This is a genomic window from Paenibacillus sp. NPDC056933 (assembly GCF_042674385.1).
Lineage (GTDB): Bacteria > Bacillota > Bacilli > Paenibacillales > Paenibacillaceae > Paenibacillus.
The window spans coordinates 1,268,200-1,288,654 of sequence record NZ_JBHUQN010000001.1; the positions used below are offsets into that span (position 1 = coordinate 1,268,200).

The following is a 20,455-nucleotide window of genomic DNA, read 5'->3' on the forward strand; positions in this document are numbered from 1 at the left end:
AAAAAAATCCAAATGTTATGCCCAGGTCGTAATTTTCTCAACAGGAAGACGGTAGGAAGGATGACCTTCTTTGGCCGATTTACCGATCGAGATTAGCATTACTGGTTGGTAACGATCTTTATCCATACCGAAAGTTTCAGCAATGTGATCTTTCTCATAACCACCGATTGGGTTAGTATCATACCCATGAGCACGTGCAGCCAGCATCAATTGCATGGAAGCCAGACCTGCGTCAATCAGATTGACATCGCGAAGAGCAGAAGCGGGCATGTTGTCGTAGTGAGGTTTAACAGCTTTCATTTGCATATCTTTGACTTCTTGTGGCATGTAACCAAGCTCAACCGCTTTGCTGAAGATTTCGTCCATATGTTCCGCATTGTTCATGTCAATGAACACACCAATAACAGCGGCAGAAGTCAGTACTTGATTCTGATTGAATTTGGCAAGGGGAGCAAGCTTTTCTTTCCCTTCAGCCGTATCTACGACCAGAAAACGCCATGGCTGCATATTAACCGAAGAAGGTGCGCGTGAAGCTTCTGCCAGAATTTCTGTCATTTCTTCACGGCTGATTTTCACTTCGGGGTCGTATAGTTTTACAGACCGGCGGCCGTAGGTAATTTCGTTAAAATCATTTGTCTTTTGAAAAGTGCTTTGGAATGTACTCATGTAATGGTTCTCTCCTTTATATTTGGGTTTAGAAATTGTTTTGCATACGTTCCAGGAAATCAGCAAGCAGATGAATCTCTTCTTCGCTAAAATCCTGTAGAATCTGATGGATAAAGTTGGTTTTCTCGACCTTATAACCTTCGATTTGCTTCCGTCCTTCGTCCGTAAGGCGGACAAAGGTGACTCGGTTGTCTTCCGGATTTTTACGTCTGGTGACCATCGAATCGGCTTCAAGCTGCTTCAGATGGCGAGTGATCGCCGCACTGTCGATATTAATGATCTTTTGCAACATGGACTGATTAATCTCGTCAACCTGATCCAACTCATGCAAAATCTCAAAGCGAGATGAGCTGATGCCCGTACAGCGTTCGAACTTGGGGCTGATCTTGTTGCCCAGCCCGTTAAGCAGATTGATGATCTGCTCTTCCTTGGAAAAAACACGTGTCATGACTAGACCTCCCGGGTGAATCTCGACCATGAACAACGGCTTATGTGAACAAAATACATAAAGTTGCCATTATACAGTGCCATTACCTTAGTCAGTATCAGTAATATCTGCTAAATTAATCATTGACGTCTCAATATTTGATGCATCAATCATTGATGGCTCAATTAATATATCACGGCTGTTTTGATTTTGCAACAGGGTAGAAATGAGAAGAATAATCCATTCTGAAGCGATAGTCTTCTGGAGAGCAGATGTCTCTTTTGCAATGAATTATAATTTCCTATATACTTCAAGCTATTGATCAATTAATAACTATGGAATGGAGGTTATTTCTCATGGCTAAAGATGCAACAGTTTCCGTTAATCGTCGTGACGATATCATATCCGCTGCTATTGAGGTGTTTGCAGAGATCGGCTATTTCCGGGCGACAACAGCTCAGGTGGCTGAAAGGGCCAAAATTTCGCAACCGTATATTTTTCGTTTTTTCAAAACCAAGGAAGCTCTATTGCTAACAGCACTGGAGGTATCCTGGACAAGAGTGATTGATTCGTTCCGAATTGTGGTGGAGACATCTGCTCCAGATCAGTTGGAGAACGAATTGATTGAAGCCTATGAAGAGATTCTTGAATCTCACAAGAACGAAATTTTGCTGCAAATGCAGGCGCAAACGGTTCAGGAAGAAGTTATCCGTCAGGCGATGCAAAAAGGGTTTGGTGAGGTTCGATCCATGGTGTTAGAGGCTTTCACAGCTGCAGGCATTGCCAATCCGACGCAAAGAACGATGATATTTCTGGCAATAGGCATGTTATGTAATGTATCGACTGCGCTGGATATGCCAGAGCTTAAAGATAGATAGAAAGGGAGAAAGAGCCCTTTTTAAAATTTAGTTATTGATCAATCACTAATTATGCGTTATATTGTTTTTAGGTTAGTGATTGATCAATAACTATCTGAATATGAAAGAGGTCGATTTGAGATGAAAAAAGCAATCGTTATTGGTGCGACAGGTGGTACAGGTGCTGCAATTACAGAAGAACTGGTTAATAGGGGGATTCCAACGATCGCCTTTGGTCGTTCACGTCAAAAGCTAATGCAACTTGCAGAAGAGCTGGGTTTACCGGATCATCTTCAGATTGCTGTTGGTAATGCTTTTCAACCGGAAGATATCGTTGCTGCTGCTCAAGAAGCGGATATGATGTTTCATTGTGCGAATGTACCGTATCACGAGATGGAGAGCAGATTGATTCCGCTGGGTGAATCTGTGATGCAGGCAGCCGAACTATTGGGGCTGAAGATCGTGGTGATTGACGGGATTTATCCTTATGGCAGAGCACAAATGAAAGAGGTAACGGAGGAGCATCCGAAGCAACCCCATACTCGAAAAGGGAAAACCCGACTGGCATATGAGCAGATGTTATTTGCTAACAAGTGGACTAAAGCTCAAGTGATGATTGTTCGATTACCGGATTATTATGGGCCAACGGCCAATCAGGCTTCCTATTTGGGATCTACTCTTGAAGCGATAGCGAAAGGAAAGATGGCCTTTTTTATCGGAAATATGAAGACTCCACGAGAATATATCTATTTGCCCGATGCAGCTGTTATGGTCGTGGAATTGGCAGGGAAGGACCACGCTTACGGGCAGAACTGGAACATCCCTGGCTCGGGAACGATATCTGGCAAAGAACTTGTACGAATTGCGCAAAAGGCAGCGGGTACATCCAAACCAGTGATGGCCTTAGGAAGGATCGGGCTGTCATTGATTGGGCTGGGGGAGCCGGTGATGAGAGAAATTGTGGAGATGTTATATTTGACACGAGATCCTCTGGTATTAAGCAAAACGAAGTATGAGCGAAGCATCGGTCCGATTGAGGCGACGTCTTTTGAGGATGGAATTACACGAACTATCCAGGAATTACAAAAGAGATAGCTTAATTATTTGCTCGATTGTAATTGATTAATCAATAAATGCTAAATAATTTCACAGACAGGGTCCTATTGACATTGGGATGAGAATCAATTAGATTTACGGATATTCCTCATCATTAAATGGCAAGCGAGGTGATTCCATGATTCCTATTTTGGGACGCATTAACGAATTAAGCAGAAAGCAACGCAGCACTGGACTGACAAGCATAGAACAAGCCGAGCAGCACGAGCTCAGACAACAGTATTTGAAGGCCATTCGAGGTCAGGTGCTTACAACGATGATGGGTATGTCCGTTGTGGACCCTTTGGGCAACGATGTTACGCCTGAGAAATTAACGAATGAGAAATTACAGCGTCGTGAACAGGAAGGCAAGTAAATTTCTCTTTTGCAGCTTATTCATGAGACGATGTTCATATCGTTTAACCCTCTTCAGACAGAACGGGATTAGTCCCCGCTCTGTCTTTTTGCATTTTTTTAAAAAAATGAGCCAATGGATGAGGGGTACATATGTATTGTAAACACCAACCATTTAATATGAGATGTTTCGTTAAGATGAACAAGTATGTTAGTTATTTTTAGGTAAGATGACAATAAACCTGCCGTTAACTTCAAAATGAGAAAGAGAACTCATATAATAACGCTAATATATCTAACGTAATTCATGGTTAGCATGAAAATAATTGTCTTATTGCTAATTAATTTACACCAATATGACACGTGATTCCGAAACGACCATACAACAAAGCAACCTGATCCACAAACTAAAAAAGAGAATTACTTGATCATATCGTGCATCTTGAAAGGGCTGATGAATAATGAGTCTCGAATCTTTGAACCAACGTGTAGCACAGGATCTCGCTTTTTTGGCGTATGGTGGAGCAGATTGGATTCGCCCGCGAGAACATGCTGAAGGTCACATCTATGATGTTGTTATCGTAGGGGGTGGGCAGAGCGGGTTGGGAGCTGCTTTTGGATTCCTGCGTGAGCGAATCTCCAACATTCTGGTCATCGATGAAAATGCCGCGGGGTTGGAAGGACCTTGGGAAACTTACGCCCGAATGGTAACGTTGCGTACACCGAAACATCTGACCTCCATAGATTTGGGAATACCATCTCTAACGTTCCGTTCGTGGTGGGAAGCGAAAGCTGGTTCTGAGGGATGGGCAGAGGTTGATAAAATACCGCGAAGCGAATGGATGAACTATCTGCGTTGGTACAGGCAAGTGCTCAATCTGCCAGTGTTGAATGAAGTGAAACTAACATTGATTGAACCTGCGGATGAAGGGATACACAGACTGCACATCTCCGGTGCAGGGGCTCCTTCCAATGAACTGCTGGCTCGCAAGGTTGTCTTGGCCACTGGCATTCAGGGAGGTGGAGAGTGGCATGTACCGCCTCTGATTGCAGAGAAGCTCTCTAAACATCTGTATGCACATACGTCGGAAATAATCGATTTTGAACAGTTGAAAGGTAAAAGAATTGCCATACTTGGTGGTGGGGCTTCTGCCTTTGATAATGCGAACCATGCACTTGCGGCAGGTGTATCTGAGGCTCACGTATTTGTACGGAGAGAACAATTGCCAAGTGTAAATCCAATTCGTCAGATGGAACAATCCGGTATGATTGAGCGATTTCATGTTCTCTCGGACGAGGATAAGTACGCGGCCATTTCACATTTTTTCAAGTATAATCAGCCACCTACGAATGATACCTTCAATCGGGCAGCTGCATGGTCCGGTTTCCAATTACATCTTCAAGCACCTTGGCTGGACGTGGAAATGAAAGATGGAAAACCGGTCGTGACTACACCGCAGGGCCGTTTTTCCTTTGATTTTCTGGTCATCAGTACAGGCATGGTGAGTGATCCGGCTCTCCGTCCTGAGCTTCGGATGGTCGAAGCGCACATTGCACGCTGGGCGGATCGTTATGAGGCCCCGACCGAACAACGGAATGACTTGCTGGACGCACACCCATATCTTAGTCCCGGATTCGCATTGACCAGCCGAGATGAAGAAGGAGAACATAAGTTGCGAGGATTGTTTGTTTTCAACTACTCTGCACTTGCGAGTTGCGGTCTGTCCGCTTCAGCGATATCGGGGACACGTAATGCCGTACCGAAATTGGTTTCGGCTGTAGCAGACCAATTGTTTCTGGACGATCGTGAGCAGATTATGCAGCAATTTTTCGAGTATAATGAGCAGGAATTTACCGCAACCTGGACGAAGAGCGGAGTTGGAATTTGAAAATAAAGAAACAAGGTACTCGAATGAAGATGTACCTTCATATTGTGTTCCATAAATGACCGTACAGCATGTTAATACGCTGTACGGTTTTATTTTTATCGATGTACATTTACGGTTGCTTGCATAATGTTGTAAAATGTCGAATTATACAGCGTTAAGGCAGGCGATAGATTATTGTGAGAATCATGGATTATGAGGGGTATAGAACTCATCTGAAGAAAGCATCACGTCAACGAAATGAACCTTTGATCAAAATTGTGGCTTTTCAGGAAAGGTATATGAAGATTGAAGAAATCCAATATTATGATGTAGAGCAGAACTACATGAGCATTCAGGCATGTAATACACTATGGATGAATCTTAAAAATAAATCTTTCCGCAATCTGGTGTCTCATGATTTGAAGTACTTTCAAACCATGGACAACCTTGGACGTCATTCATTGGAAAATCTAATCAGGGAACTGTATGACACGGCTGTTCCTATTTTTCTGGATTACGATCCAGACGACTATTATAATCTACAGCAATTGTCCGAGATTCTGGTAATGGATGAGAACAAGCTAATCGAACAATTGGAGATGGGACGTTTCAAGGGGGCGTTCATCAATGAAGAAGGAAATTGGATAAAACCTAAGCCGGGTAAGGTTGAGCTATTCTATAATTGAACGTATGAATGCTTGCCAAATAGCGAACGAATATTCATTCTGCAATGGTACGCCGATAGGGCCGTTGCAGTTTTTTTCTTTAACTGAGTGGTTAACGGAGTACCGTTAAAAGTCGGGTGTTGACTGTTTTTGGAGGTTTGTAAATTATTTTGAATGAAAATGATTGTTTTTTGTGGATTATGTGGTACTATAGAAGCAGTTGGAGGAATGAATATGCTGACTGAAGAACGATATGCTGCAATTATAGAGCGCTTACAACAAAGAGGGATTGTGAAACTGCAAGAACTTGTCGATGTAATTGGAGCCTCTGAATCAACGATTAGACGTGATTTGATTGACCTGGAAAATCGACAGATGTTAAAGCGTATACATGGTGGTGCTTCTCTGGTGAATGAAAAGACACCGGAACCAGGCATGGAAGAAAAAACGTTCAAAAACATTCAACAAAAAACAACCATTGCTCGTTTAGCAGCACAGGAGATCAACAATGGCGAATGTATCTATCTGGATGCGGGGACAACTACATTAGCGATGATTCCTTTTATTGAAGCTAGGGATGTTACAGTTGTGACGAATGGTCTTTCACACGTAGAGGCACTGGTGAGCAAACGAATACGCAGTTACTTGCTTGGCGGAATGATGAAAATTCACACCAAAGCAGTGATTGGCAGTATTGCATTACAGAACATGGATAATTTCCGTTTTGATAAATGTTTTATTGGAACCAACGGGGTGGATGCCGAAATGGGGTATACGACTCCTGATCCAGAGGAAGCCTTGATTAAAAGGCGTGCACATCAATTGTCCGGGAGATCTTATGTACTGGCTGATTCCAGCAAGATTGGGGAAATAACTTTTGCCAAACTGTTTGACCTGGAGGAGGCGGACTTGATCACCGAGCATATGCCGGAACATTGGCGTTCTGTAATCACCCAGAAAACTAAAATAATTGAGGGATAACCATGATATATACCGTGACACTTAATCCTTCCATCGATTACATCGTGGAAGTGGATGATCTGAAGCTAGGTGAATTGAATCGCATGAACCGGGACCTGAAACTTCCCGGAGGAAAAGGAATTAACGTATCAAGAGTGCTTAATCAGTTGGGGGCAGATAACACTGCACTTGGGTTCCTGGGAGGATTTACGGGTCGTTTCATTAATGACAAGTTGCAGGAAGATCAGATCCAGACGGACTTTATTACCATTGCAGATGATACCCGCATTAACATCAAGCTGAAGCATGGAGACGAGACGGAGATTAACGGGCTGGGGCCAGCCATTCGTCCAGAGGAAGCTGAGCAGTTGCTAAACAAGCTGTCTTCATTGCAAAAAGGAGATATCGTCATTCTTTCCGGAAGTATACCGCCTTCGCTTGGAGCAGATTTCTACGATCGTCTCATTAACGTATGCAAACGAACGAGTGCGGAATTTGTAATCGATACGACGGGACCTGCATTAATGGATGCTCTGGTATATGGACCGCTGCTGGTGAAGCCGAACCATCATGAACTGGCTGAGCTGTTCGGAGTAAGCATCGAGACACAGGAAGAACTGGTGACGTACGGTCGCAAGCTCTTGGAAGCGGGAGCCAAGCATGTGCTGATTTCTATGGCAGGAGAAGGTGCGCTGTTGATTACCCAAACGGATGTGTATCACGCGAACGTACCAAAAGGCGTCGTGAAAAACTCCGTTGGTGCAGGAGACTCCATGATCGGCGGATTTGTTGGAACATTTGTATTGAACGAAGATTTGCTTGAAGCATTCCGCACAGGAGTTGCTTCAGGGAGTGCGACAGCTTTCTCGGATGATCTGGCAACACGGGAGCTGATCGAAGCGCTGCGTACTCAAGTTACCATAACCCAAATATAGTTTGGACAAAATAAATGGAACGGATGCCCCTTCTTCGGAAGGGGGAATGGATTAATCGCAGATAACAGCGCAACTAGTACAATTATAATCCGGTCTGCATCATGCAGACCGACTGAACTTAAGGGAGTGTACCAAAATGAGAATAACAGACCTGATGATCCAGGATACGATGATCATGGACCTGCAAGCCACAACGAAAGAAGAGGCTATCGATGAACTCATTGCAAGTTTAAACCGAAGCGGACGAATAAATGACCCGGTGCTGTTTAAGGAAATGATCTACAAACGCGAAGCTGAATCAAGCACAGGAATTGGTGGCGGTATTGCCATGCCTCATGCGAAGACCACAGCCGTGAATGAACCTACAGTTGTATTTGCGAAGAGTAGAAAAGGACTTGATTTTGAAGCGCTTGATGATGAGCCGGCTCATATATTCTTTATGATTGCAGCGCCTGAAGGGGCAGCCAATACACATCTGCGCACGCTTGCGGCTCTTTCCAGGCTGTTGATTGATAGCGATTTCATATCTCAGCTGATGAGTACGGATACGCCGGCAGAAGTGACTGCATTATTTGATGCCAAACAGGCTGAGGAAGCAGAAAAGAAAGCAGCCAAAGAGAAAGCGGAAGCGGAGAAGGCGAGTAGTGCTTCCGGTAATACGAATGGTCAGAAACAGAACACATCAGGCGTTATTGTTGGCAATGCAGCATCAGAAGATTTTGTCGTTGCGGTTACTGCTTGTCCAACAGGGATTGCTCACACGTTTATGGCTGAAGACGCTCTCAAAAAGAAAGCGCAGGAAATGGGCATCAATATTCGAGTGGAGACCAATGGTTCGGAGGGAGCGCAAAACGTTCTGACTGTTGATGAAATTGCTCGGGCCAAGGGAGTCATTATTGCCGCAGATAAAAATGTGGAAATGGCCCGTTTTGATGGCAAACCGGTTCTGCAAAGACCAGTCAGCGACGGTATCCGCAAATCCGAAGAGCTGATCCGCAAAGCGGTTAACGGGGATGCTCCGATCTATCGCAGCCAGGAGGGCAGCGGTGGCAGGGCCGAAGGGGAGAGCAAAGGCAAAATGAACATCGGTAGCAAAATTTATAAAGATTTGATGAACGGGATCTCCCACATGCTTCCATTTGTTGTGGGTGGCGGTATTTTGCTGGCGATCTCCTTCTTGTTTGAGCAGCTTGCAAGCCCCGATAATCCGATCGTTCAATTGTTGCAGACCATTGGTGGCGGAACCGGTGCGTTCCACTTCCTGATTCCTGTCCTTGCCGGATTTATCGCAATGAGTATTGGTGATCGTCCAGCACTGATGCCGGGTATGGTCGGTGGATTGATGGCCGTGAATTCGAACGCGGGTTTCCTTGGTGGTCTGGCTGCCGGTTTCCTGGCCGGTTATGTTGTTATCGGCTTGCGCAAACTGTTTAAAGGATTGCCTAAAGCCATTGATGGTTTGAAACCGATCCTGCTGTATCCTGTGTTCGTATTGCTAATCGTTGGTGCTATAAGTTTCTATGTATTCGATCCAATCTTCGGTTCCCTGAACACATGGCTTGTGGATGCACTTGGAAACCTGGGTACTGGAAATGCCGTGCTGCTTGGGTTGCTGCTTGGCGGTATGATGTCCATTGATATGGGTGGACCGTTTAACAAAGCGGCCTATACATTTGCGATTGGGGTATTCACATCCAGCGGTAACACAGATGGTGCCTGGATGGCAGCTGTTATGGCAGGCGGTATGGTTCCGCCACTGGCCATTGCGTTGGCTACTACGTTCTTCAAATCCAAATTTACGGAGCAAGAACGTAAATCAGGTTTGACGAATTACGTGCTCGGGTTTTCCTTTATCACCGAAGGTGCCATTCCATTCGCTGCAGCTGACCCGCTGCGTGTTCTGACTTCCTGTATTCTGGGTTCGGCTGTGGCTGGCGGATTGACTCAATTGTGGAGCATTAATGTACCAGCACCGCACGGTGGAATTTTCGTTGCAGCACTCGCCAATCACGCATTGCTCTTCCTGCTTGCTGTAGCGATCGGTTCGGTAATCTCGGGTCTGATTCTGGGCCTGTGGAAAAAATCACCTTCCCTCGTGAAATAAATTATGAATGTTTGATCCTGAGGATAATAAATCAGGCTAATACACATCGCTTCCCCAATAAAGCAGGGCATCTTCTGAGTGAAATTCACTGAGAGGATGCCTTTTTTATTTTGCTTTATGCAGATCTGTGGTAAGATCAATACTATACTAATTAATGAAACCATGTTCCATCTAGTGAAACTGAACCCACACTTCATTATAAGGAGGATTTAGAATGTCGGATGTGATTAAAGATGAGGTGCAGAAACAGTTTGCCAAAAATGCACAAAAATATGTAACGAGTGCCCGTCATGCCAAAGGAGAAGACCTAGCTTTGCTTGTCGCTTCGTCACAAGCAAGTCCGGATATGACTGTACTGGATATTGCCACTGGCGGGGGACACGTTGCCAATGCTCTGGCACCGCTGGTTAAGCAGGTGATAGCTTTGGATTTAACGGAGACAATGCTGGAGGTGGCCGAACGCTTTATTCAGGGTAATGGGCATCTGAATGTAGAGTTTGTCGCGGGTGATGCGGAGAGGCTCCCGTTTAGTAACGATTCCTTTGACCTTGTTACTTGCCGGATTGCCGCACATCATTTTCCGGACGTACCTTCTTTTATATCCGAAGCGCTGCGAGTAACGAAGCCGGGTGGCAGCTTGTTGCTGATTGACAATGTGGCGCCTGAACGTGATGAGAATGACCGATTTTACAACGAAATAGAAAAGCGTCGTGATGCAAGCCATGTTCGTGCATGGCGCAAATCGGAATGGATTCGAATGGTGGAGCTTACAGGATACCGGATCGAAGGGATGATTTCCTTCGAAAAACCGTTTTTGTTCGAAGATTGGTGTGAGCGGGCAGGGATGCCAGAGGAGGAGAAGAGAGCACTTGAGGCAAGCATGCTAAGCGAATCGAATGAGATCAAAGCCTACTTTAAACTGGAAGAGAGCGGGCGTGGCAGAATTCTTCGTTTTGAGGGGGAGAGTATATTCATTCAGGCAGTAAAATCCAGATAACGCTAATCCAACTCAAAAGGCAGACTTACTCAGAGGGGTAAGCCTGCCACTTTTTGAATTAAGGTTTTAGTATAACTTTGGTACATTCGTCTTCGTGTTCGTAAAAAATCCGGTAAGCTTCCTGAGCATTCTCAAGCGCCATGCGGTGGGAGATGATCTCGGTAGGATTGAATTCGCCTGCTGTGATCTTGCGGAAAAGTTCAGGCATATAGTGAATGACAGGGGCTTGTCCCATTCTTAGATTAATGTTTCGTTCAAACAAATTCCCCAGGGGGAACATATTACAAAACGAGCCATATACACCTGTCAGCTGCATCGTTCCGAATTTACGTACAGCCTTGATACCGATTTCGATTGCACTAAACAGAGTTATTCATTCGTTTGGCTTTCTCCAGTCGATACGGAAGACGATCTACTGCAATGACCCGTTTGGCTCCTTTCAATCAGGCAAATTTCTGTGCCATAAGCCCGATGGGGCCACTTCCCAGCACGGTTACGGTATCTCCTGGCTTCATCCCGGCATTCTCAACACTCCAGTAAGCGGTAGGAAGAACATCGCACAGGAACAATAGGGCTTCATCCTCCAGCTCACATGATTCGGGGATAACAAACGGCATGAAATTCCCATAAGGAACACGCAAAAATTCAGCCTGACCACCTGGATAATTGCCATAACGTTCTGTAAAGCCGAAATAACCGCCAGTATGAATCTCCGGATTGCGGTTCGAGTTATCGCACTGGCTTTCCATCTCGTGATTGCAATAAAAGCACTCTCCGCAGGAGATGTTAAAGGCAACACCGAGGTGCATACGATTAAACGACAGGCCATTTTTCTTTACGCAATGCATGAAGCAGTTCGGGAGAAGCATTCAGATTCTCGCGCACCAGTGCTTCCGGGGTTAATGCCATCCATTGATTTAGAGAAATATCTTCAAAGCGGTCACTTCTGAAAATTTCCAAAAACCATAATGTGTCTGTGCCTGTATTCTCAATATAATGCCCCATGGCTACAGGTACGTATCCAACATCTCCCGCCCGATAGTCGAAAGTGCGCGCAATGCCGTTCCCTCCAAAAACCGTCATTCGTCCTTGACCAGTCAAATAGTATTGCCACTCATCCGCATGGGGATGCCAGTGCAGCTCACGCATGCCTCCAGGTTTAATTTCCACCAGGGCTGCGGCAACCGTTGTAGAGATCGGGAAGTTGGTGGAGTCCACAATGCGCACACTTCCTCCTGGTGTAATGGTCGGTTTCTGGGCTAGTAGTCGATGCTTGAAGGAGAGAGGCACCGTACCGTAGGGGGACTGGACTTCCTGACTTGCAAGGGAACCAGGGACTTGATCCTGAAAAATGTAAACCTGTTCCGTTGGCATGGATTGGAATGCAGATTCGGGTATGCCAAAATTGACTGAAAGTACTTCCGGTGGTGTATGAGCGAACCAATCGGAAATGGACAACGTATTCAGATCGGAGAAAGACCCGTCATCAAATACAAGCAAGAACTCACATCCATCGGCAAGTCCCTGAATGGAATGGGGCAAACCTTTGGGGAAGAACCACAGATCACCCGGTCCTACATCTGCAATAAAATTGCGACCCTGCTGATCTACGGACGTAATACGTGCCGTACCCCAGATCATATACGCCCATTCGGATTGCTGATGCCAGTGCAGTTCACGCACGCCTCCTGGTGTAAGGCTCATATTCACCCCAGCAAGTGTTGTGGCGATGGGCAGATCCCGTACTGTGATTTCGCGGGACCAACCTCCATGGTTCAACTGCATATGTGTATCGGAAAAAGACATTCTCAGGTTGGGTAATAACCCGTTGTCGGTTACTGGAGGTACCAGCATATCTGGATTTTGTAAATCTCTCATCACGTCACGAGGTCCGAGATCGGGTCCGCCAGCACCGTCTTTTCGGATCGGTTGGGGAATAATTAACGGTTTGCCATTATTGGTGTTTTCATTTTTCATATGTAGACTCCTCCAATTCATCACTTCATCCTATAACTGAAGTCGATATAGAGAAGATTATGAACCAGAGCCTGACCATTATGAGGGACAGGAAAGACAAACGTGATCCTTCACAATGGGGCGACCTTGGAGTCAAGTTGCAAAAACTGCTGCTCATAGATCTCATGTACTCTGCGCAGAATGGCGGGTCCTTGCTCCGTAAACCGAAGTTTGTTTGCTTTATTTTTAATCAGAAACGTACCGGATTTAAAACGGGTTTGGGAAAACGCGGCTTTGTAAAGCAGAGAAGCCCCGTGACTTGGAGGCGGGAAGAACATTCTCATGACCGGCTTTATATAAAACGGCAGTCCAGATTGTTTATTGCCTCGGAGTGTGTTATTGCCCCCGGGATCCACACTCAGCAGCCGAATTCCTTCAGCTCCAGGGCCAGAAGCAACTTCGTATGTCCATAAGGAGAGTGCGAGCTTCGAAGTGGCATAAGGACCGAACAGCTTTTTGAACTTGGCTGGGTGTTCCAAGATGTCCAGGTTAAACTGTTTGACCATATTCAACGCGCTCGTGGACGTGTTAATAACCGTTTTGAGGGTACCATTATGGAGAAGATCCTGTAGTTCCATATAAATGATATACGGCACCACAGTCTGTAATTCAAAGTGCATCTCATGCCCCTGATCCGACCACTGAAGATTGTAACCGCTGCCTCCGGCGTTATTAAATAATACATCGATGGCATCTGTTTCGGCCTTAATCTGATTCAAGGCTTTTCTCAGACTGTCATACTGGGTAAGATTAGCCTGGACCCAGCGGAGTTGACCGGAGCGCAGAGCGTTCTGAATACCATTATCCTCCTCTGGAAAAGCGGAACGGTTAAGACCGATGACTTGCCACCCTTCGGCTAACAAGGTGCGGGTTAGTTCAAGGCCAATTCCCGAGGTTGAACCTGTAATTAATGCTGTACGAAGTGTATGATTTGAATGCATATAAATACCTCCTGGGTGAATGGATTGACAGAACCAATCTGTCTAATGCGCTCATTCTATAATTTGGAGTCGACTCCAAGTCAAGCGTACTGATGACGTAAATTTTATTTTTTAGTAAGAGGAGTATTTAAACCCATGACAATCTTGACTTGGAGCTGACTCCAAGTTGTAAGATAGAGTTCAATGAAAGCGGAGGAGGTCGACGATGATGAATGATACTGAGGTGTTCTCCATTAAAGAGACGTCAGAACAGGCCGGTCTATCGGAAGATACCATTCGTTATTATGAGAAGATTGGACTTCTCCCCCGGGCTGAACGCAAGGCCAATCGCCATCGAGTATACCGACCGGAGGATATCCAGACGATGAAGCTCATTACGTGTCTGAAAAAAACAGGCATGTCTCTGGATGAGATGAAGCCTTATCTGCAGATGTCGATGGATTCCGACCTGGATGATTTCCCGGATGAGCGTGAAATGCTGATCAATCATCGGAAGAAGATCGAAGCACAGATCGCATCTTTGCAACAGATTGTCGATTTTATCGATGAGAAGATGGAGAAACGAAGTATGTTCCCGGATGAATGTCCGATAATCGAAGAGAACCAGATGTCTGTTTTTGAAAAAAAGAACATGTTCTCCTGATCATTAGAGGAATGAGTTGAACTGAATAACCCACGTCCATATGACGTGGGTTATTCGCTTCTAATCAGCATTCGATATGGAGTGTATGGCGAAGTCGTTTGATGTCACTTTTTGGGGGGAGACCATACATACGAGCATATTCCCGGCTGAATTGGGAGGGACTCTCATAGCCAACCTGGAATGCCGCATCGGCTGCATCGGTTGACCCTGCAAGCAGCAATCGCCTTGCTTCCTGCAATCGAATCTGTTTTTGATATTGCAATGGGCTCATCGCCGTAACAGCTTTGAAATGATGATGTAATGAGGAAGTGCTCATGTTAATCATGTCAGCGAGCTGCTGAATACGAAGTGGGTGGGCATAATCTGATTGAATCACTTCAATGACCTGTGCGATGTGCTGAGCGTGACTGTTCTGAACGGCAAACTGCCGGATGGAATGTCCGTGTTCATCCTGAATCATGCGATAGAGGATCTCGCGAATCATGAGCGGAGCAAGAACAGGGATATCTTCTGGTGTATCCAGGAGTCGAACCAATCGGATGACGGCTTCAAGAAGAGGCAGCTTGGTTGAACTTACAAACAATCCCCTTCGCGTGGAAGGTTCAGGTTTGATATGTGTGGAAGGAAGATTTTGAATCAGATCGAAAATCTGCCCTGAATTAAAATCAAGTCGCAGACATAGATAGGGCCGCTCTGCTGTTGCTTGAACAACCTGCCCTGAAATAGGCAAGTTTATGGAAGCAACTAAATATTGGGAAGGGTCATAGGTATAGCTCTCCTGTCCAAGAGTAACCAGCTTGGACCCCTGGGCAACAATGCAAAGTGCGGGTTCATGCACGGCATGAATGGGCTGGGAAACCTGGGAAGCACGAATAAATGCAAGCGAAGGAATCGCTGTGGGATAGGACCCCTCTTCGGGGGTAAAACGCTCGATCAACCGGGCCAATTCCTGCTGCTGCTGAATAATGGTTAGGTCCGGTTCCATTTTTGAAAGCATGGATACAAGATCCTCCTTTCATCGTACTGGTGTAACCATTTTAGAATGTGTTGGACAAATAGGCAAGAATACTGTGGGATTCTTCTATCGTATAGAGACAGATCCCCTACATAATGAGGGTAAGCCATTGAATCATATGGACAACAGAAAGGAGCTTGGTGGATATATGGAACGGAATATAACAGATGGCAGACAAGGGGGGCAGCACCCTTATGTAGGAATGTGGGTGACGAAGGATGGGTACATCAGGCATGAGCTTCTCCCTGACGGTCGATATGATGAAGCGCGAGGGAAAAGGCAAAGTGCATATCAAGGTCACTATGTAGTCGATGGAGACCATATTGAATATGTGGATGATACGGGCTTTACAGCAGATGGTGATTTTAAGGACGGCGTTCTGTACCATGCAGGCATGGTGTTGCACAGAGTGAATACACGTTAAAAAAACAAGAGGGAGCGAATTTAACATGTCTAACGTAAAAGGAAAAGTGGTTATGATTACCGGCGCAAGCAGCGGAATTGGGGAGGCAACGGCCCGTGTGTTAGCAGAGCAGGGTGCACATGTTGTCATTGGCGCAAGACGTCTGGAGCGTCTGGAAGCACTGGCGACTGCTATTCGTTCGGAGGGTGGTTCGGTCGAGTATCAATCGCTTGATGTTACAGAACTGGAAGAGATGAAAGCGATCGTGGAGTTAGCGCTTACTCGTTTTGGACGTCTGGACGTTATTTTAAATAATGCCGGAGTTATGCCGCTTTCTCCCCTAGAGTCATTAAAAGTGGATGAGTGGAACCGGATGATTGATGTTAACATTCGTGGTGTTCTGCACGGTATTGCAGCTGGGTTACCAGTCATGAAAAAGCAGGGGTTCGGTCAGTTTATTAATATCGCCTCAATTGGAGCTTACGCTGTGTCACCCACCGCAGCGGTATATTGTGCAACAAAATACGCAGTCCGTGCGATCTCGGAGGGTCTGCGGCAGGAAGTAGGCGGTGACATCCGTGTAACCCTCGTATCTCCTGGTGTGACTGAATCGGAACTGGCCGAATCCATCACTGATGATGAAGCACGCGAGCTAATGAAAGATTATCGAAGCATATCCATCCCGGCTTCTGCTATTGCCCAAAGTATCTTGTATGCCATCAGCCAGCCAGCCGAGGTGGATGTAAATGAAATCGTAGTGCGACCGACGGCAAGCATGGCTTAGATCGGGGTAATAGACTTAAATGATGTTCCCAACCATTTATTCGGGTTGGGTTTCTTTTTGTATTCTGAAATGGAACTCGCCCAGGTTGCAATATGGTATAGTAATGATCAAAGTAGTGTAGTGTACCAGAGAGAGGGGAATCATGCTTTGACGCTGCAACAGTTAAAATATGTGATTGAGGTCGCCACCCGTGGCTCGATGAATGAGGCAGCCAAACGGCTGTTTATTTCTCAGCCCAGTCTGTCGAATGCCATCCGGGACCTGGAGCAGGAACTGCGTATTACTATTTTTGAGCGTACGAATAAAGGAATTACATTGTCCAAGGAAGGCGTCGAATTTCTGAGTTATGCGCGTCAGGTGGTGGAACAGGCGGAATTGCTGGAGAACCGTTACTTGAATGCGAAGCCGTCCCCACAGCATTTCTCCGTCTCCACACAGCACTATGCTTTTGCCGTGAATGCCTTTGTGAAGCTTGTGCAGCAATATGGACAGGATGAGTATGAATTGGCCTTGCGGGAAACGAAGACGTATGAGATTATCCAGGATGTAAAAAGTCTGCGCAGTGAAATCGGCATTCTTTATCTGAACGAATTTAATGCCAAGGTTATTAATAAGCTGCTCAAGGATGCGGGTCTGGTGTTTAACAGTTTGTTTATCGCCAAGCCGCATATCTTCATTAGTGTGCAAAATCCGCTCGCGAAGCAGGAGTCGGTTGCCATTGAACAGCTTCAGGATTATCCGTACCTCTCCTTTGACCAGGGAGAATATAACTCCTTTCATTTTTCCGAGGAGATTCTCAGCACACTTTCTCATCCCAAAAGCATACAGGTTAATGACCGGGCAACGCTGTTTAATCTGCTGATCGGTTTGAACGGATATACCATCTCCACAGGTGTGCTTAGTGCTGACCTGAATGGGAACGAGATTATCCCTGTCCCGCTGGAGTGTGAGGAGTCCATTAATGTCGGCTGGATCAGCCATAAAAATGCTTCGCTTTCCAATCTGGGCATGGAGTATATTGAGGCCCTGCAAGAGGCCATTCAATCATAAATGGATCAAATATATCATTTTGCGTAAAAGTACGAAGGGAGAACAGTTATTGCGAGTTTTATACCGAAATAAAAGTGAGCAGCATGAATTGACGATATATGACACATCCAGGCTTTATGGGGAAAAGGGCCGATTTCGCGTACTGGAGTTCTCAAACGCAGCTGTTCAGGGAGCAATGGATCTGGACGAACCCTCCCGCATGGTGCTGGAGTATCCGAGAGCGATGGTTCACCTGATGGAACGAAATCATCCCGATTACGAATCGGTTTTTGTGATAGGACACGGCATTGGAACTTTATCGACTTACCTGTCTAACCGTCAATTAAAAGTCGCCGAACTCGATGCGGAAGTCGTTGAGCTGAGCCGAACTTTTTTTGGATATAGTGGAGGTGAGGTACTGATTGGTGACGGTCGTGAACGATTGCAGCTGGAAGCCCTTGGATCATACGATTATATAATTGTGGATGCTTTTACGGCTACGGGCACACCTTCACAGTTTACATCCAGTACCTTTTTTGCGATGGTGAAAGAAAGGCTGCGGGCTGGTGGAGCGGTACTGTTAAATGTATTCGGGCGTGCGGGCAACGACAGACTTGTGAATGCAATTCACACCACGTTACAGGAGCAATTCACGTACACACGTTCATTCGCTCTGCCCACCGCAACCGAAGCTGTGGATGAGGTTCAGAATCGTATCCTTGTCGGGAGTGACAGACCAGTTTTAGCTCAAACGCGTCATATGGCAGGTTTTGTAGAACAGCAGCCTGAAGCTGGGTATGTTATTGTGGATTAGTTGAAACGGATGTTAAAAAGCGATTCTGATACCAGTCTAAAAAAGTACCATTTCATGTGAGTAATTGTCATCAAATCGTCAATCTTCCGATTTATTTTTCTTAACTTCATAAACTATTTATTTTTTCTTAACAAATTTCGTATAAAATAGAAGGAATATGCCTTGTCATGAAAAACCGGGGGAAGCAATAATGATCGCAGAGAATAAAACATCCAGAGTAAGAAGAAAAGTAAGGGAGATCAAAAAAATCAGCCTTACCGCTCTGTTGAGTGGATTGGTCACCATTGCCGTTTTGATGACATTGACCATCATGTTTATTTCATCTTATACATCCCAGAAGCAATCGCTGATTGATAAAACGCTCTCACTTAATTATTCGAGTGCAGTGCAGGTGAGCCAAACGCTGGATTCGTTGTTTCAATCCATGCAGGGTAGTTTGAAATATTCTGCCGACTATTTTCGTGATATGGACTATTCAGACACCAATAAACTGGGCTCCACACTGAATTTGATTCGTAACAGCAGTAATTATTTCAATGCAGTTACTCTGGTCGATGCATCAGGAATCATTCGAGGCTCTTCGCCTTATTCGGAGAAAAGTCTGGGTCAGCCTATAACTTCCGATGCAGCCAAAAAAGCGTTTCAATCCAGAGAATCCTACATCTCCGAAGCGTACCGCGGACCTTATTCGAAACGAAGAATCGTTTTTGTGAGTGAACCGATCTTCAGTCAATCTGGTGAATTTAAAGGTTTGGTTAGCGGGGGAATCTATCTACAGGAAAACAACGTCTTGAATCTGTCATTTGGCAGTCAGTTGAAGACGAGTAATGGTTCTTATTTTTTCATTGTGGATGCCAAGGGAACACTGTTATTTCACCCAGACACGCAACGAATCGGTGAAAATATATCCAAAAACAAGGTTGTGCAGAAGTTGCTAAACGACCAGACGGGGAAGGAACAATATAAAAATCTGGCTGGTGTGGATTCACTTGCAGGTTATTACAAGGTGCCGACAACAGATTGGGGAGTTGTCGTTGTATCTCCCGCGCAGATCGTATACGATCAGTTGAATCAACATATTCGCATGCTGCTGCTGTACACCTCTGTCCCGTTTATCATCCTGACGCTTATTGTCATCCGCGTAGCGCGGAAGCTGGCCAGTCCGTTTGTTTACCTTGCGGATTTGGTTAACCAGGTGAATCAGGGCAAAGTGGACCTGCCGGTAATGAAGCCGCATTGGAACAGGGAAGCTGACTTGTTGACGCGCACCGTGCTGAGTGCTTTGGCCAACTTTCGAAGGCAAACAGACCAGCTTACCTATGACGCCAGAACGGATGTATTGACCGGAATGACCAATCGAAGAACGTTTGAAGAAGTCATTGAGCAATGGATTGAAGAAGAAGTTCCTTTTTCCATCGTGGTGCTGGATATTGACCGTTTCAAATCCATAAACGATACGTATGGGCATCACGCAGGCGATCAGGTTCTGAAGCATATCGCGAACATTATCAAGTTGTCGGTTCGTACGCAGGATATATGCTCCCGATTTGGCGGCGAGGAATTTGTCGTGTTATTGAGACATACTGAATCCAAAAAAGCGTATCAGATTGCCGAGCATATCCGTGTATCCGTAGAGGAAAGCGTACTGCCCATTGATCGTTCCGTAACCATCTCAGCAGGTGTTGCCGAGTATCCGTTGCATTCTACAACTGCGACAGAGTTGTTTCATTTGGCGGATAATGCGTTATACCAAGCAAAGGAAGAAGGGCGCAATCGTACCGTTACGATTCAAACTGTTATGAAATAAAGAGGTTTACGTGTCTTCTATATGAAATAAAAAGAAGCTAATCCCGTCTGAGGAAGGGATTAGCTTCTTTGGTCT

Annotated in this window: 20 protein-coding genes and 1 pseudogene; 15 read left to right on the forward strand and 6 right to left on the reverse strand. The window is 45.5% G+C overall.

Annotated elements, in window-relative coordinates:
• Window positions 1-15: 15 nt before the first annotated feature.
• Together ACFTRD_RS05830 and ACFTRD_RS05835 are read right to left on the reverse strand one after the other, a co-directional pair.
• Window positions 16-666: a nitroreductase family protein gene (locus ACFTRD_RS05830; RefSeq protein WP_379378118.1), complete on the reverse strand. Its 651-nt coding sequence runs from the start codon at window positions 664-666 to the stop codon at window positions 16-18.
• Between the two features lie 28 nt (window positions 667-694).
• A complete protein-coding gene (locus tag ACFTRD_RS05835) occupies window positions 695-1,114 on the reverse strand; it encodes a MarR family winged helix-turn-helix transcriptional regulator (RefSeq protein WP_379378119.1) in 420 nt (139 codons plus the stop codon).
• A gap of 335 nt (window positions 1,115-1,449) precedes the next feature.
• Between ACFTRD_RS05835 and ACFTRD_RS05840 the strand changes: the two genes are divergently transcribed.
• From ACFTRD_RS05840 to ACFTRD_RS05880, 9 genes are all read left to right on the forward strand, one after another.
• On the forward strand, window positions 1,450-1,971 hold the full coding sequence (locus tag ACFTRD_RS05840; protein WP_379378120.1) for a TetR/AcrR family transcriptional regulator: 522 nt from the start codon (window positions 1,450-1,452) through the stop codon (window positions 1,969-1,971).
• 120 nt (window positions 1,972-2,091) lie between these two features.
• Window positions 2,092-3,045, forward strand: coding sequence for an NAD-dependent epimerase/dehydratase family protein (locus tag ACFTRD_RS05845; protein WP_379378121.1), 954 nt, complete (start codon window positions 2,092-2,094; stop codon window positions 3,043-3,045).
• 139 nt (window positions 3,046-3,184) lie between these two features.
• Window positions 3,185-3,421 (forward strand): DUF896 domain-containing protein, encoded by a 237-nt coding sequence (locus ACFTRD_RS05850; RefSeq protein ID WP_379378122.1) that lies wholly within the window; start codon window positions 3,185-3,187, stop codon window positions 3,419-3,421.
• Window positions 3,422-3,860: 439 nt separating this feature from the next.
• Window positions 3,861-5,288 carry an NAD(P)-binding domain-containing protein gene (locus tag ACFTRD_RS05855; protein ID WP_379378123.1) on the forward strand — a complete coding sequence of 476 codons (1,428 nt, stop codon included), beginning with the start codon at window positions 3,861-3,863 and terminating at the stop codon, window positions 5,286-5,288.
• A 278-nt stretch (window positions 5,289-5,566) separates the two neighbouring features.
• Entirely contained in the window at window positions 5,567-5,953 is a 387-nt protein-coding gene (locus tag ACFTRD_RS05860; RefSeq protein WP_379378124.1) for a hypothetical protein, read from the forward strand.
• 213 nt (window positions 5,954-6,166) lie between these two features.
• A complete protein-coding gene (locus ACFTRD_RS05865; RefSeq protein ID WP_379378125.1) occupies window positions 6,167-6,913 on the forward strand; it encodes a DeoR/GlpR family DNA-binding transcription regulator in 747 nt (248 codons plus the stop codon).
• A 2-nt stretch (window positions 6,914-6,915) separates the two neighbouring features.
• Window positions 6,916-7,827, forward strand: a complete 912-nt coding sequence (gene pfkB, locus ACFTRD_RS05870) for a 1-phosphofructokinase (RefSeq protein ID WP_379378126.1) — start codon at window positions 6,916-6,918, stop codon at window positions 7,825-7,827.
• A 136-nt stretch (window positions 7,828-7,963) separates the two neighbouring features.
• Complete coding sequence (locus ACFTRD_RS05875; protein ID WP_379378127.1) at window positions 7,964-9,931, forward strand: PTS fructose transporter subunit IIABC; 1,968 nt, start codon at window positions 7,964-7,966, stop codon at window positions 9,929-9,931.
• 214 nt (window positions 9,932-10,145) lie between these two features.
• Window positions 10,146-10,928 carry a class I SAM-dependent methyltransferase gene (locus ACFTRD_RS05880; protein WP_379378128.1) on the forward strand — a complete coding sequence of 261 codons (783 nt, stop codon included), beginning with the start codon at window positions 10,146-10,148 and terminating at the stop codon, window positions 10,926-10,928.
• 58 nt (window positions 10,929-10,986) lie between these two features.
• Here ACFTRD_RS05880 and ACFTRD_RS05885 read toward each other — a convergent pair.
• The 3 genes and pseudogenes from ACFTRD_RS05885 to ACFTRD_RS05895 form a co-directional block, all read right to left on the reverse strand.
• Window positions 10,987-11,719, reverse strand: a pseudogene (locus tag ACFTRD_RS05885) (MDR/zinc-dependent alcohol dehydrogenase-like family protein); the annotation flags it as partial.
• A 22-nt stretch (window positions 11,720-11,741) separates the two neighbouring features.
• Window positions 11,742-12,905, reverse strand: coding sequence for an oxalate decarboxylase family bicupin (locus tag ACFTRD_RS05890; RefSeq protein WP_379378129.1), 1,164 nt, complete (start codon window positions 12,903-12,905; stop codon window positions 11,742-11,744).
• Window positions 12,906-13,015: 110 nt separating this feature from the next.
• Window positions 13,016-13,885: an SDR family NAD(P)-dependent oxidoreductase gene (locus ACFTRD_RS05895; protein ID WP_379378130.1), complete on the reverse strand. Its 870-nt coding sequence runs from the start codon at window positions 13,883-13,885 to the stop codon at window positions 13,016-13,018.
• Between the two features lie 205 nt (window positions 13,886-14,090).
• Between ACFTRD_RS05895 and ACFTRD_RS05900 the strand changes: the two genes are divergently transcribed.
• Window positions 14,091-14,528 carry a MerR family transcriptional regulator gene (locus ACFTRD_RS05900; RefSeq protein WP_379378131.1) on the forward strand — a complete coding sequence of 146 codons (438 nt, stop codon included), beginning with the start codon at window positions 14,091-14,093 and terminating at the stop codon, window positions 14,526-14,528.
• Between the two features lie 64 nt (window positions 14,529-14,592).
• Here the strand turns inward: ACFTRD_RS05900 and ACFTRD_RS05905 are convergent, their stop codons facing one another.
• On the reverse strand, window positions 14,593-15,525 hold the full coding sequence (locus ACFTRD_RS05905; RefSeq protein ID WP_379378132.1) for an AraC family transcriptional regulator: 933 nt from the start codon (window positions 15,523-15,525) through the stop codon (window positions 14,593-14,595).
• 166 nt (window positions 15,526-15,691) lie between these two features.
• Here ACFTRD_RS05905 and ACFTRD_RS05910 point away from each other — a divergent pair, with 166 nt between their 5' ends.
• The 5 genes from ACFTRD_RS05910 to ACFTRD_RS05930 all read left to right on the forward strand — a co-directional run bounded on the left by ACFTRD_RS05910 (window position 15,692) and on the right by ACFTRD_RS05930 (window position 20,380).
• Entirely contained in the window at window positions 15,692-15,967 is a 276-nt protein-coding gene (locus tag ACFTRD_RS05910; RefSeq protein WP_192265861.1) for an Atu4866 domain-containing protein, read from the forward strand.
• Between the two features lie 25 nt (window positions 15,968-15,992).
• Window positions 15,993-16,730: an SDR family oxidoreductase gene (locus tag ACFTRD_RS05915; protein ID WP_379378133.1), complete on the forward strand. Its 738-nt coding sequence runs from the start codon at window positions 15,993-15,995 to the stop codon at window positions 16,728-16,730.
• 147 nt (window positions 16,731-16,877) lie between these two features.
• Window positions 16,878-17,780: a LysR family transcriptional regulator gene (locus ACFTRD_RS05920; protein WP_062322223.1), complete on the forward strand. Its 903-nt coding sequence runs from the start codon at window positions 16,878-16,880 to the stop codon at window positions 17,778-17,780.
• Between the two features lie 49 nt (window positions 17,781-17,829).
• Window positions 17,830-18,573, forward strand: coding sequence for a spermidine synthase (locus ACFTRD_RS05925; RefSeq protein WP_379378134.1), 744 nt, complete (start codon window positions 17,830-17,832; stop codon window positions 18,571-18,573).
• Between the two features lie 190 nt (window positions 18,574-18,763).
• A complete protein-coding gene (locus ACFTRD_RS05930) occupies window positions 18,764-20,380 on the forward strand; it encodes a sensor domain-containing diguanylate cyclase (protein WP_379378135.1) in 1,617 nt (538 codons plus the stop codon).
• The last annotated feature ends 75 nt before the right edge of the window (window positions 20,381-20,455 follow it).